A 12275-nucleotide genomic window follows, 5' to 3' on the forward strand; every position below is an offset into this window, starting at 1 on the left:
TAGCCCGGATAAATAATGGCAGACCAACGCACGGTAGTGGTTCAACGCGACGTTCCGGCCCGCAAGGTACCGGACGGCACCCGTATAACCATTCCCAAGAACAGCTTCGTCAACCTGCGCCAGGCGCTGGGCGGCACCTATACCGTTACCATTAATGGCAATATGGCGCGCATCGACGGCACCGATGCGGATGCCATCGGCCAAGAGCCACTGGAGCTAAACTTTGCCCCCGCCAATGACGATGGCAGCGTCCGCGACGACGACCTGAACACCGTCTTGGAAACCATTTTCGATCCGGAAATTCCGGTAAGCATTATGGCCTTGGGCCTGGTCTACGGCTGCGACGTTATTCAACGAGACGGACAAAATGTGGTGCAGGTCCGCATGACTCTCACCGCCCCCAACTGCGGCATGGGCCCAGTGCTGGTGGGCGACGTGGAAGACCGCTTGGGCAAGGTTCCCAATGTAGACAAGGTGGAAGTGGCCCTAGTGTTCGACCCGCCCTGGAGCCGCGAAATGATCAGTGAAGAAGCCCAGCTCGAGCTGGGGATGTTTTAGTTTACGCCGGACCCCGGACGCCAAACGCCAGACGCGCAAAACCACGACAGCGGTTAGCCTTTGGCATCAGGCATCCAGCGTCAGGCCACGGAGCCCAACAACGTGTCTGATTTTGATATTCGCAGCATTAAGCTTGGCAATGAGATTACCGCGGAAGATATCGCCGAAGACCTAGAATTTCTGGATGACTGGGAAGAGCGCTACCGCTATATCATAGACCTGGGCAAACAGCTGCCGGCCCTGCCGGAGGACTTAAAAACCGAGGACCGTTTCGTGCGCGGCTGCCAAAGCCAAGTGTGGCTGGAAACCGATTACGACAACGACGCCGGCACTCTGTACTTGGCGGTGGACTCCGATGCACTCATCGTTAAAGGCTTAGCCGCCATTGTGCTTTCTGCACTGAATCGGCAATCCCCTGAGGGCGCCCGCGACTACGACATGGACGCCTTCTTTGAGCGTATCGACTTGCTCAGCCACCTGAGCCCTACCCGCGGCAACGGCCTGCGTGCCATGGTCGCCAAAATCAAGCAACAGGCCACCCAGCTAGCCGCCTGAACTCAGGCTTTCTTTCCTTCTCCGCAACATCGCCCCCGAAAACAGGGGCGCTGGTCGAGCCCGGCCCGGCATAGAAAACCACATCACCAGGGGCGTTAAGCGGATACCGTGCGCAAGCGGTTTACGGCATCAACCACCGAGCTTATCGCCCGCTCAATATCCTCCGGTGAAGTAAAACGCCCCACCGAAAAACGGATCGACCCATGGGCCAGCGCATCGGTCACGCCCATAGCTTTGAGAACGTAAGAAGGCTCTAGCGACGCGGAGGTACAAGCGGACCCTGAAGACACCGCCACCCCATTCATGGCCGTGAGCAGCATTTCACCATCCACACCCTCGAACGCCACATTTAAATGGCCAGGCAAGCGCGCAGCACCCTCACCATTGACGCTCACACCACCCAGCGCCGCGATGCCACGCCACAGCCGATCACGCAACGCGCAGATACGCGGCCCTTCCTCATCCTTCAAAGAGCCAGCCAACGCAAAAGCTTCACCCATGCCCACAATCTGGTGGGTTGCCAAAGTGCCAGAACGCATGCCCCGCTCATGGCCACCGCCATGAATTTGTGCGGCCACCTTTACATCCGGGGAACGGCGCACATACAAAGCCCCTATTCCCTTTGGCCCATAGACCTTGTGAGCACACACTGACACCAGATCCACCGGCAAGTTTTTTACGTCTAGGGGTAACTTCCCCACAGACTGGGCCGCATCGGTATGGAACAGCACACCCCGCTCACGGCACACCCCACCAATGGCAGCAATATCGTTAATCACACCGGTTTCATTATTGGCATGCATTACGCTCACCAGCACGGTGTCGTCTCGGAGCGCCGCGGCAACACTCTCAGGGCTTATCTGGCCATTGCTTTGCGGTTTCAGGTAGGTCACAGCGTAGCCCTTCGTCTCCAGCCAGCCACAGGCATCGAGCACCGCTTTGTGCTCCGTCGCACCCGTAATCACATGGCCGCCTCCACAGGCATCGAGCACGCCTTTCAAGGCCAAATTATTGGCCTCTGTAGCACCACTGGTCCACACCACTTCACGGGGATCGGCATTCAACAAATCAGCCACCTGGCGACGGGCGGACTCCACGGCTTCCTCCGCCAGCCAACCATAAAGGTGGCTGCGGGACGCAGGGTTGGCAAAGGTGCCCTCAGGGCCAAGATGACGGACCATAGCGTCCACCACTGCCGGGTCTACCGGAGTGGTCGCCGCATAGTCCAAATAAACGGCATTACTCATGATGGGTATCGTATGGCTGGTATTGGGTTACAGAAGCCGGCACTGCCGGCACACAATCAAAGGCTGCTAACGGGCAAACGCTGCTGGTGTCGATCCTGACGCTGGGCCACCTGCCGCACTTCCTGGCGGGCCACCAGCTCCCCCAGCGTAATCCCGCTGAGAAAATCCTGAATCTGGCCAGACAAATCGCACCATAGGTGGTGAGTCAGGCAGATATCCCCTTCCTGACAATCCCCATGGCCGCCACAGCGCGTGGCATCAACGGACTCATCCACCGCCGCAATCACCGCGGCCACATCAATCTGCCCACTATTACGGCTAAGCTGATAACCGCCACCGGGGCCACGCACGCTGCTCACCAGGCCATTGCGACGCAGCTTGGCAAACAACTGTTCCAGATAAGAAATGGAAATGCCCTGACGCTCAGAAATATCCGCCAACGACACCGGCCCCGTCGCAGCATGCAGCGCCAGATCCAACATAGCAGTTACCGCATAGCGGCCTTTGGTCGTCAAACGCATATCCACACCTTTCTTGCGTGTATTCTAAGAGTGAGAGTAGTAATCCTGAGCAATTTGGTCAAGTATTCTTGCCGGTAAGGCCAACGAACCAATCACTTAATGATAGTGATTTTCATTTACGCTGCAACTATGGCAGATTCCACGCCCCACAGGCAACTTCTGGTTAAACATTGCCCACCCACACCAGCAGTGCTTGACACCTGCCTCTCCCTCACGGAAAATTCGCGGCCTCAAATGGCAAGGTAGCTCAGCTGGTTAGAGCACAGCACTCATAATGCTGGGGTCGGCGGTTCAAGTCCGCCCCTTGCTACCAAAATACAAAGGGTTAGAGAGCAATCTCTAACCCTTTTTTTGTGGTTGCCTACAAATTGACTACCGGTTGCCTACTTCTGGTTCGAGGCAGACGGTTCTTTTCCTACCTTTATCGGATCTCTGGCGCAGTCCTCAATTTGAAAGCGGTACACCCCATCAACCTCTCGGGCCCGAGAGACCTGAGCATTAGGAAGAAATAAAATTTTCTCAGTGACAGGGAGATTCGTACACCATTTGACATCTCTAACATCCTCCCTTCGGTAATGTTCAATCTTCTCTTCAGCAACTGCGACTTTGAAATTATCGTAATAAGCGTACTCAACTATTTTTCTTTCGATATTAGGAGACCCTAAAAATTCATCAGAAAAAAGACCAATACTGACAACCACCACAATAGGGACAAAGCCGCAAAAAATCATAGCCGCTTCTTCCTTATAATCATCACCTTTGCGAAGCGCATATAAAAAACTAACGAACAGCAAAAAAACCGAAACCGTCGCCCCCCAAAGAAATAGCGAGAAAATCACAACCATCCCAGCATATACCCCACCTAGCAAAGAAGCCGGCATACCAACAAGCTGAGAAAGGTAAGAGTCAACATAAAAAGAACTAAATACAGCAACAGCTGCACCATAAGCAGCCGCAAACAACTTAAAGTATGGCGAGAAAACCACCTTCTCTAAAAATCCAATGTTGTCCAGGTAAAACCATAAAAACGAGACTAACAACCAAAAAAACAAAACCTTATTTATAAAATTCTCGACCCCATCACCGCCGCAATAAACCACCTGAGCAAAAACAGCCCAAATAAAAACCGACCCCATAAAAATAAAACGCGGAAAAAGCGAATCTCTTACAACAAAAGCGAACCGGCCATCATAGACCTTCTCCTTTATCTTTTTATCAAAAACGTAACAAAGCCACATCCCCATTAAATTAAAGAACAGTACAAATTCAAAAAAAACCAACGCAGCCAAGGAGCTCCCTCCCTTATCTTCAGGCATTAATAATGGCCGGAACTGGATTCTTCAACAAAACTGAAGACAAGTGATCCGGACTTAGATGAGCATAACGCATTGTCATGGTGATATTGCCATGGCCGAGGATGCGTTGCAGGGAGAGGATATCACCGCCATTCATCATGTAGTGGCTGGCGAAGGTGTGGCGGAGGATGTGGGTTTGCTGTTGCGGGGTGTTAAAGCCGGTTCGCTTATAGGCTGATCGGAAGGCATCACGGCAGGTCTTGAAGAGTCGTCCAGGCGCAGGATCGGCAAGGGCCGTTATCTGGCTAAGTACATCATCGGATATCGGCACCGCCCTACTCTTCCCGGTTTTCGTGCTCTCTCCTTTAAACAAGATCTTGCCCGGAAGAATGGCCGACCAAGTAAGGCTTTCCGCTTCTCCCCATCTGGCTCCTGTCGCCAGACAGATCAAGGCTACTGCATAGCAATGAGGGTTACTGCTTGCTTTGCATTCGTCCAGCAGTTGCCGGCACTGATCGAGGGACAGAAAGGTTAGCTCAGTTTCTGAAACCTTAATCTGTCGGACATTGGCGATTGGATTTGTAGGGATATGCCCCATACGCACCATTTCAGCCAGAACGGCAGACAGATAACGCTGTTCATGGTTAACTGTGGAAGGTGTCACTTTATTCAGGCGTTCTGCGCGGTATTCAGCCCAATCACTGGCGGTGAAGTCGTCAATATCGGGATTGCCCAAGCGATCGACAATGGCGAGGGTGCGGGATAGCGTTTGCTGCTCATGGATACCTCTCTGATTGCCATTTTGTATGGCTGAAAGGTGTCTAGCAAACTGGTGGCGATTCAGTGGTCAATGGATGTTTCATACAGGGGCGTTTCTACCACCGCAAGAAAGACTGCATTAACGCTAATATTGTTCTGCCAGCTCTATTGCCATGGATTACGTTAAAGGCAGGCACAATCGACGCTTCCATGTGGACTCGCGATGAACTCATACAAAGGGCCACACGGCCCTTTCTTGAAGCCCTCCCTCCGTCATTTCCTCACTGAGCAATTCAAAGAATCACAAGATGATTAGGCAGTTCGTTTTTCTGCTCGGTGGCAGGCACGTAGGTTGCTAGCTTGTCGCCGCAGGCAGCCACGCATTCTTGGAAGCCCTCTGCCACCTCACCGTTTTTCAGCTTTGCAATAAAGGCATCCACCATGCTTTGCCATTCACTGTCTGGCACATGCTGGGCGATACCCTGATCGGCCAAAATTTCCACATAGTGCTCGGCTTCGCTAACAAAAATCAGCACGCCGGTTGCGCCTTTGGTGCGATGAAGCCCCTGTTGCAGAAACGACTGGCGCGCCAGCCCAGCCGCGCGGGTTTGCTGTAACCGCCGTGGCACCAGGCGAAACTGGATCGGTTTCAGCCGAAACAGCACCGCGAGCGCCAACAACACCCCCCACTGCAGCAGCAAGGCTTCAAGCGGGGTAAGCCACACCGGCAGGAAAAGCAGTAACGCTGGCACTAACAGCGATAACAGCGCAGCCCACATGACTGTCACATAACGGTAGTCGTCCGCCTGACGCGCCAGCACGGTCACCATTTCCGCATCGGTACGCGCTTCCTGTTCGCTGATGACGCGGGCCAAAGCGCTCTGAGCATCGTGATCCAGCAACATTACCAACCTCCCGAGGCGCCACCGCCTCCAAAACCACCACCGCCGCCGCCGAAGCCGCCGCCACCGAATCCACCACCGCCGCCAAAGCCGCCCATGGGCACCGGCAGGAACATGCCGCCACGGCGGCCACCCCGGCCTCCGCCACCCCCAAAGGACAATAGGAAGGTGACCACTACCATGCCGATCAGCATCAGCAAAGCCTTGAGGCCGCTGGGTTTGTCGCGGGGTTGGCGCTCGCCTTGATATTCACCCTGAATGGCGGCTTGGATGCTCGTCACCCCAGCCTGAATGCCGCCATAAAACTGACCTTGGCGGAACGCGGGCAAAATTTCCTGCTGGATGATCACACTGGACAGGGCATCAGTGAGCACGCCTTCCAAACCATAGCCCACCTCAATGCGTACCTTGCGATCATTGGGCGCCACGATCAGCAGCACGCCATTATTATTTTCTTTGCTGCCAATGCCCCACTCACGGCCCAATTGATAGCCATAATCGGCGATGTCATAGCCCTGCAAATCGGACAGGGTAACTACCACCAGCTGGTTAGACGTATTTTGCTCCGCCGCCGCCAGCGCCTGGGTAAGGCTCTGAGTTTGAGCGGGGGTCAGCAACCCCGCTTCGTCCACCACCCGTCCAGACAGCGCCGGAAATTCCGGCGCCGCCCACAACGAGGTGCTAAGCAATAGAGCGATCAGTGCGAAATAGCGCATCAGTTAAAGTTCACGCTGGGGGCCTGGTCCGCATTTTCAGCCGTGGCTTCATAGGTTTCGCGGGTTTCCATGTCACTGTACAAAAAGCTGTGCCAGAGACGACCGGGAAAGGTACGAATCTCGGTGTTATACCGTTGCACGGCCGCAATGTAATCCCGGCGTGCCACGCTGATGCGGTTTTCCGTGCCCTCCAGTTGCGATTGCAGGGCCAAAAAATTCTGATTAGCCTTCAGATCTGGATAGCGCTCGGCCACCACCATCAAACGCTGCAAAGCAGAACCAAGCTGGCGCTGAGCCTGTTCGAACTGCTTTAGCTTTTCTGGATTGTTAAGCATGTTGCCATCCACCTGAATGGAGCCCACCTTAGCTCGGGCTTGGGTAACATCCACCAACACTTCTTTCTCGTGGCTAGCATAGCCTTTAACCGTATTCACCAAGTTGGGTATCAAGTCGGCGCGGCGCTGATATTGGTTTTCTACCTGTGACCAAGCGGCTTTCACCTGCTCGTCATAGGTCGGGATATTGTTAATACCACAACCACTTAACCAGCCTACTAGCAAGACCAGCAAAGCACTGCGCCAAAAAGTATTCAGGCGCGGCATTGACCTGGCGCTCAGCGTATTTGTCATCGATCGTTTCTCCATCATGATGTTTGATTATTCCAAATGCCTGACTGACTCAGTTAGTGACTCAATCCAGACAGACAGCGGTCGCTGCCGTTTTTCCATTTCCAGCGCCACCAGCAGGAGCTGCTTGTCGCGGCGGCTTAAACGCTTAATGCGAGCCTCCAACTGGCTGGCAGAAGCTCTATCGCCCGCCGGCAGCAATAATACCGGGCGTACTGGACGGCGAGCCCGCGTATAACGTGCGCCTTTCAGGCTAGTGTTATGTTCATGAACCCGACGCGCCGGCTCCGTGCTGATACCGGTATACAGCGACCGATCCGCACACTCCAGCATATATAGCCACCACTGTTGCATGGTTTTACACCCACCCCTGCGTTGACTGCTATGATGCCAGAGACACTTCGCGCACTTAAGCGCCATTACAACAAACCTCAAACGACAAGGATGCAAGTATGGTTACCTATCTCTATTGGTTCCTGGTAGCAGCACTAGTCATTGGTGCACTATTTGGTGTTGGCGTACGGTTAGGCAAATGGAAGCCTGCCGTGATTATCGCTGTGATTATCTGGCTCACCGCTACCATCGCCTATTATTTCTGGTTACAGCAGGTGTTTGTGAAGCGCTTTGGCGGCACCATGCATATTTCCGTGCCAGAAGAGCAGTACCATCTAAATGCCACGTGGAAAGATGACAACCTGTGGATTGAAAACTACGACCCGGAAACCAACCAATGCATTTTCCGCGAATATTCCCGCGGCAATATGCTAGAAGGTAAGGTGGTCATTAAGAACTGTAACCCGCTGCAAAGCACCGGTATGGTTCTGCCCAAAGATTCCGCCGCCCAGTAATACCCCCAACTCTCTAACAGCCTGATTGTCAGCTCTGCATGGGCTGCCTTCAGGCCCTGTTTCAACCTGGCATAGGAAAGAACGATGGCCTCTTCGCTAAACACCCTGTTAGACACCCTAAAAGCCGACCCGGACACCGTTACCTTCGACGCAGTACAAGCCGTGATTACAGAACATTACCATTACACGCCTGCAGCCTTCAGCAACGGCCACGGTGATGATTGCGTGTACAATGACGCTGGTACGAATGAAGGGTCCTGCAAGATACTGGCCTTTGCCAAAATCAACTTTCTTTCTGACGCTCAGACGCTGGCCTGCTTCGGTCACTTTTACCGCGACCATGTTCTGGGTAATCCAGACGGCAACGACCACGCCAATATCCGCACTCTCATGCGTCATGGGCTGACCAATGTGGCTTTTGATACTCCGCCTTTGGCCGCAAAGTAACGATCCACCGCCCTTGGGCAGGGTGATGAGCAATCCACCCTCGCCCTTTACTCTTTATTCCCCGAATTAGCGATATGCACCTTTAACGATCACTTACCAACGGACATAAGGTTCCGCTAGCAGGCGCCACCACAGATTCTCACCTCCCTGCGCCAGGGCTGATTCGACACAAAACCTAACCGTAACCGCAATTATCATGGTGGCAGCCTCTATATGAGCCTGTTATTGTGATTGATCCACCCATCAGCCCCGTTGAGCCCCGTGAAAGTTCGTAACAGTAAAGAACAACAGCGGCATCGCTTGGAACGCGATATGGAACGCTTTCTTTCTGAAGGCGGGGCCATTAATGAGGTACCGAACGGTGTGAGTGGCGCTGATGCTGTATCCGGCAAAGGGCACCAAACCGTGCTGTTTAATGGCCCCCGCCAGAATCAGCGCACAGATCTGAGTCAAGTGGCTGCCAACATAGACTCTCGCAAACATAAACCTCATCGCCAACAGCTCAATGCCCAGCCACGACGTAAACTCATTTACGACGACTTCGGCGAACCACTTCGTTGGGTCTGGCAAAATAAATAATTTCGCTGAAACTTAGCAAGGACAGGTCTATGAAACGGCTCATCTTACTCGCATCCCTTATCTTTGCCGGCCAAACCGGCTACACCGACATCATTGAAACCGAAGTTACCCTGCCTGACGGCCTAGGCAAGGGCGTCATGTACCTCAATGATCGCCAGAAAGACCCGGGCCCCGGAGTCATTGTAGTGCACGAATGGTGGGGCTTGGATGACTATGCCCGTAACCGCGCGCACATGTTGGCGGAAGCGGGTTACACCGCTTTTGCGGTAGATATGTACGGCACCGGCAAAGTTGCCAGCCATCCGAAAGATGCGAAAAGTTTTATGGAAACCGCATTATCAAACCCGGAAACCATGAATGCCCGCTTTCAGGCTGCTCGCACCCTGATGCTCAAACAGCAGCAAGTTGAGCCAGAGCGCCTGTTTGCCATCGGCTATTGCTTTGGTGGCGCCGTAGTGCTGGAGCAGGCGCGCCGGGGTACTGATTTGGCCGGCGTAGCCAGCTTTCATGGCAGCCTAGGCACCGAGAAGCCGGCCAAAGCCGGCGAGCTGAAAGCACGAGTTCTTGTCGCTACAGGGCAGGCCGACCCCATGGTACCTGCAGAACAGGTCAGTGGTTTTGTCAGCGAGATGACCGCTGCTGGAGCCGATTTCCAATTACTGAGTTTCCCGGAGGCCAAGCACGGCTTCACTAACCCCGGGGCCGATGCTGCCGGTGAGCGATTCGAAATGCCCCTGGCCTACAGCGCTCATGCGGATCAGGTGAGCTGGGAGGCACTGATCGACTTCCTGGAACAGCCGGAGTAACCCGCACCACCCGAGCGCAAAGACACGCGCCATGCACCATGCCGGCACACTTCATCGCGCCGGCATGGTATCCCCAATTCTGCTCCCCTCCCCCTAATTTCCAATGCCAAGCCGTGCCTTGTGCGGCAGACACGGCCTTTTCGTCTTTCCTGATTCAGGTTGGCACTTCCTTTGCTTTATTACGGGTAGAGGAATCGAATGGCTTTGTTGCCATCAAGCACTCAACACAATCTGCACCAATAGAAAGCTAGGGTTCCGATCGGCTACGCCAGCAGCCGATGCCTGGTCCGAGAGCCTTCGACCTTCTTGGCGCCGATAGATTGGCAGCAGCATCTACCGGCAGGGGGTTACACGGCGGGACAAAAGCCCGGGAGGACACGATGACAGCAGTGTCATTGGATTCCTCTTCGTCCGTAGCCAAGGAGGTCCGACATGACCCGTTCCCTATGCAAAATAGCTGCAGCTGCAGCACTCGTTCTGTTTACCACGCTCACACCTGTTACTGCACTGGCCAAAGATTCTTTTAGCGTCTGCTGGTCTATCTACGTGGGCTGGATGCCATGGGACTATGGCGCCCAGCAAAAGATCGTCGACAAGTGGGCAGCCAAATACGACATCACCATCGATGTGGTTCAGATCAACGACTATGTGGAATCCATCAACCAGTACACTGCCGGTGCCTACGACGGCTGCGCCATGACCAACATGGATGCCCTGACCATTCCCGCCGCCGGGGGTGTGGACTCTACTGCCCTGATTGTGGGGGATTTTTCCAACGGTAACGATGGCGTGGTGCTCAAGGGCACTGACACGCTAGCCAACATCAAGGGCCAGGATGTAAATCTGGTAGAACTGTCCGTTTCTCACTACTTGTTGGCCCGCGCACTCGACACTGTCAACTTAAGCGAAAAGGACCTGACCGTGGTGAACACCTCCGACGCCGACATGGTGGCCGCCTTCACTACCAAGGGGGTCACTGCTGTGGCCACCTGGAATCCCCTACTCAGCGAAATCACCGCCATGCCGGACAGCCACAAGGTCTTCGACTCTTCAAAGATCCCGGGCGAAATCATCGACCTGATGGTGGTGAACACCGAGACCCTCAAAGCCAACCCGAACTTCGGTAAGGCACTCACCGGTGCGTGGTATGAAATCATGGCCACCATGTCCGCCGATGACGATGCCGGCAAGACTGCCCGCACCTTCATGGCCAAAGCGTCCGGCACCGATCTAGCCGGATACGACGCTCAGCTGGCGTCAACCCGCATGTTCTACAAGGCCAGCGAAGCGGTGACGTTCGTCAACAGCCCCGAGCTGAAAGACACCATGCAGAAAGTGGCGGAGTTTTCATTCGATCACGGCCTGCTCGGGGAAGGCGCTCCGGACGCCGGCTTCGTCGGTATCGAAACCCCGGTTGGCGTATTCGGTAGCGAAAGCAATGTGCAGCTGCGCTTTATCGCCGATTACATGGCCATGGCCGCCGACGGGAAGCTGTAACACCTGAAGGCTCAGGTCGAGGCCGGACAGAGTTAGCTTTTTTCGGCGTCGACCATTGCACTAGCTCCGACACTTACCAGTGGGAACCCCCATGAAGAAACTGATCAACAGACAGCCCAGCAGGGCAGCAAGCTGGGCATTGGGGCTACTTCCCTTTGCACTGCTGATTGTCGTTTACATGTTGGCATCAGATGCACGTCTTGCCGACAATCCAAACGACAAACTCCTGCCTGCACTGGACAGTTTTGTTCAGGCCATTAATCGCATGGCATTCGAGCCCAGCAAACGCAGCGGTGAGTACCTGCTTCTCGCCGATACCCTGGCCAGCCTGCAACGTTTGGCTATCGGTGTAGCCATCAGCGCCCTGGTCGCCATTATCGTGGGCATTGGCAACGGCAGCATCCCCCTGATCCGCTCCACATTTTCACCGCTGGTCACAGGGTTGTCGCTGGTTCCCCCCATGGCCATGCTGCCGGTGCTGTTCATCATTTTCGGGCTGGGCGAACTGGCCAAGGTGATGCTCATTATCATCGGTATCACGCCCTTCATGATTCGTGACCTGCAACAGCGGGCGATGGAAATTCCTGCAGAACAAATCATCAAGCTGCAGACGTTAGGCGCCAATACTTGGCAGATCATCACCCGGCTGGTGTGGCCGCAACTGATGCCACGGCTAATCAGCGCAGTGCGTTTGTCGCTAGGCCCCGCCTGGCTTTTCCTGATCGCCGCCGAAGCCATCGCTGCCACCGAAGGGCTGGGCTACCGGATCTTCCTGGTACGTCGCTACCTGTCCATGGATGTGATTCTGCCCTACGTGGTGTGGATCACTCTGTTGGCCTTCGCAATAGACTTAATTCTCAGCCGCTATTCGCAATGGCGCCACCCTTGGTTCCACCAGAAAGGCCATTAAGGAGCGTGC

General features: G+C 54.5%; 16 protein-coding genes, 1 tRNA gene and 1 riboswitch. Of the genes, 9 read left to right on the forward strand and 8 right to left on the reverse strand.

Translation table 11 applies throughout. The annotated features are described in order from the left end of the window. The first annotated feature begins 15 nt into the window (after nt 1–15). Both sufT and AS19_RS09665 read left to right on the forward strand, forming a co-directional pair. Nucleotides 16–558, forward strand: a complete 543-nt coding sequence (gene sufT, locus AS19_RS09660; protein WP_011589149.1) for a putative Fe-S cluster assembly protein SufT — start codon at nt 16–18, stop codon at nt 556–558. 102 nt (nt 559–660) lie between these two features. Beyond that, nucleotides 661–1113, forward strand: coding sequence for a SufE family protein (locus AS19_RS09665; protein WP_035461330.1), 453 nt, complete (start codon nt 661–663; stop codon nt 1111–1113). A gap of 95 nt (nt 1114–1208) precedes the next feature. Here the strand turns inward: AS19_RS09665 and AS19_RS09670 are convergent, their stop codons facing one another. Beyond that, the gene (locus AS19_RS09670; RefSeq protein ID WP_035461332.1) at nt 1209–2360 is read right to left on the reverse strand and encodes an IscS subfamily cysteine desulfurase; all 1152 of its coding nucleotides are present in this window, start codon (nt 2358–2360) and stop codon (nt 1209–1211) included. A 56-nt stretch (nt 2361–2416) separates the two neighbouring features. Beyond that, nucleotides 2417–2881 carry a Fe-S cluster assembly transcriptional regulator IscR gene (iscR, locus tag AS19_RS09675; RefSeq protein ID WP_011589152.1) on the reverse strand — a complete coding sequence of 155 codons (465 nt, stop codon included), beginning with the start codon at nt 2879–2881 and terminating at the stop codon, nt 2417–2419. A 236-nt stretch (nt 2882–3117) separates the two neighbouring features. On the opposite strand from iscR, the gene AS19_RS09680 reads away from it, so the two are divergent. Then, nucleotides 3118–3194: transfer RNA gene (locus tag AS19_RS09680), tRNA-Met, on the forward strand. A gap of 70 nt (nt 3195–3264) precedes the next feature. On the opposite strand, the gene AS19_RS09685 is transcribed toward AS19_RS09680, so the two are convergent. From AS19_RS09685 to AS19_RS09710, 6 genes are all read right to left on the reverse strand, one after another. Beyond that, nucleotides 3265–4197 carry a hypothetical protein gene (locus tag AS19_RS09685; RefSeq protein ID WP_046962011.1) on the reverse strand — a complete coding sequence of 311 codons (933 nt, stop codon included), beginning with the start codon at nt 4195–4197 and terminating at the stop codon, nt 3265–3267. Next, nucleotides 4190–4912: a tyrosine-type recombinase/integrase gene (locus AS19_RS09690; RefSeq protein WP_052753761.1), complete on the reverse strand. Its 723-nt coding sequence runs from the start codon at nt 4910–4912 to the stop codon at nt 4190–4192. The genes AS19_RS09685 and AS19_RS09690 overlap by 8 nt, the downstream gene beginning before the upstream one ends. 316 nt (nt 4913–5228) lie before the next feature. Continuing rightward, on the reverse strand, nt 5229–5840 hold the full coding sequence (locus AS19_RS09695; RefSeq protein ID WP_046962012.1) for a TPM domain-containing protein: 612 nt from the start codon (nt 5838–5840) through the stop codon (nt 5229–5231). Continuing rightward, the gene (locus AS19_RS09700) at nt 5840–6553 is read right to left on the reverse strand and encodes a YgcG family protein (protein ID WP_011589160.1); all 714 of its coding nucleotides are present in this window, start codon (nt 6551–6553) and stop codon (nt 5840–5842) included. Before AS19_RS09700 ends, AS19_RS09695 begins: the two co-directional genes overlap by 1 nt. After that, entirely contained in the window at nt 6553–7182 is a 630-nt protein-coding gene (locus tag AS19_RS09705) for a LemA family protein (protein ID WP_046962013.1), read from the reverse strand. Before AS19_RS09705 ends, AS19_RS09700 begins: the two co-directional genes overlap by 1 nt. Before the next feature lie 27 nt (nt 7183–7209). Continuing rightward, the gene (locus AS19_RS09710) at nt 7210–7533 is read right to left on the reverse strand and encodes a GIY-YIG nuclease family protein (RefSeq protein WP_035461338.1); all 324 of its coding nucleotides are present in this window, start codon (nt 7531–7533) and stop codon (nt 7210–7212) included. A gap of 98 nt (nt 7534–7631) precedes the next feature. Here AS19_RS09710 and AS19_RS09715 point away from each other — a divergent pair, with 98 nt between their 5' ends. From AS19_RS09715 to AS19_RS09740, 6 genes are all read left to right on the forward strand, one after another. Beyond that, nucleotides 7632–8027 (forward strand): hypothetical protein, encoded by a 396-nt coding sequence (locus AS19_RS09715; protein WP_011589163.1) that lies wholly within the window; start codon nt 7632–7634, stop codon nt 8025–8027. Nucleotides 8028–8111: 84 nt separating this feature from the next. After that, nucleotides 8112–8474, forward strand: a complete 363-nt coding sequence (locus AS19_RS09720; RefSeq protein WP_035461340.1) for a HopJ type III effector protein — start codon at nt 8112–8114, stop codon at nt 8472–8474. A 261-nt stretch (nt 8475–8735) separates the two neighbouring features. Next, on the forward strand, nt 8736–9053 hold the full coding sequence (locus AS19_RS09725; RefSeq protein ID WP_035461417.1) for a hypothetical protein: 318 nt from the start codon (nt 8736–8738) through the stop codon (nt 9051–9053). A 29-nt stretch (nt 9054–9082) separates the two neighbouring features. Then, nucleotides 9083–9859 carry a dienelactone hydrolase family protein gene (locus tag AS19_RS09730; RefSeq protein ID WP_052753762.1) on the forward strand — a complete coding sequence of 259 codons (777 nt, stop codon included), beginning with the start codon at nt 9083–9085 and terminating at the stop codon, nt 9857–9859. Nucleotides 9860–10095: 236 nt separating this feature from the next. Beyond that, a riboswitch (guanidine-I (ykkC/yxkD leader) is annotated at nt 10096–10235 on the forward strand. A 56-nt stretch (nt 10236–10291) separates the two neighbouring features. After that, complete coding sequence (locus tag AS19_RS09735; protein WP_046962014.1) at nt 10292–11356, forward strand: putative urea ABC transporter substrate-binding protein; 1065 nt, start codon at nt 10292–10294, stop codon at nt 11354–11356. A gap of 91 nt (nt 11357–11447) precedes the next feature. Next, entirely contained in the window at nt 11448–12266 is an 819-nt protein-coding gene (locus AS19_RS09740; RefSeq protein ID WP_035461344.1) for an ABC transporter permease, read from the forward strand. Nucleotides 12267–12275 lie beyond the last annotated feature (9 nt).

The organism is Alcanivorax sp. NBRC 101098 (assembly GCF_001010505.1).
In the GTDB taxonomy this organism is placed as follows: domain Bacteria; phylum Pseudomonadota; class Gammaproteobacteria; order Pseudomonadales; family Alcanivoracaceae; genus Alcanivorax; species Alcanivorax borkumensis.

Bases quoted from the DNA above. Each gene is read 5' to 3' on its own strand.
- AS19_RS09720 (WP_035461340.1), top strand. From the start codon at position 8,112: ATGGCCTCTTCGCTAAACACCCTGTTAGACACCCTAAAAGCCGACCCG.
- AS19_RS09735 (WP_046962014.1), top strand. From the start codon at position 10,292: ATGACCCGTTCCCTATGCAAAATAGCTGCAGCTGCAGCACTCGTTCTG.
- AS19_RS09685 (WP_046962011.1), bottom strand. From the start codon at position 4,197: ATGCCTGAAGATAAGGGAGGGAGCTCCTTGGCTGCGTTGGTTTTTTTT.
- iscR (WP_011589152.1), bottom strand. From the start codon at position 2,881: ATGCGTTTGACGACCAAAGGCCGCTATGCGGTAACTGCTATGTTGGAT.
- AS19_RS09695 (WP_046962012.1), bottom strand. From the start codon at position 5,840: ATGTTGCTGGATCACGATGCTCAGAGCGCTTTGGCCCGCGTCATCAGC.
- AS19_RS09730 (WP_052753762.1), top strand. From the start codon at position 9,083: ATGAAACGGCTCATCTTACTCGCATCCCTTATCTTTGCCGGCCAAACC.
- AS19_RS09670 (WP_035461332.1), bottom strand. From the start codon at position 2,360: ATGAGTAATGCCGTTTATTTGGACTATGCGGCGACCACTCCGGTAGAC.
- AS19_RS09715 (WP_011589163.1), top strand. From the start codon at position 7,632: ATGGTTACCTATCTCTATTGGTTCCTGGTAGCAGCACTAGTCATTGGT.
- AS19_RS09710 (WP_035461338.1), bottom strand. From the start codon at position 7,533: ATGCAACAGTGGTGGCTATATATGCTGGAGTGTGCGGATCGGTCGCTG.
- AS19_RS09740 (WP_035461344.1), top strand. From the start codon at position 11,448: ATGAAGAAACTGATCAACAGACAGCCCAGCAGGGCAGCAAGCTGGGCA.
- sufT (WP_011589149.1), top strand. From the start codon at position 16: ATGGCAGACCAACGCACGGTAGTGGTTCAACGCGACGTTCCGGCCCGC.
- AS19_RS09705 (WP_046962013.1), bottom strand. From the start codon at position 7,182: ATGACAAATACGCTGAGCGCCAGGTCAATGCCGCGCCTGAATACTTTT.
- AS19_RS09700 (WP_011589160.1), bottom strand. From the start codon at position 6,553: ATGCGCTATTTCGCACTGATCGCTCTATTGCTTAGCACCTCGTTGTGG.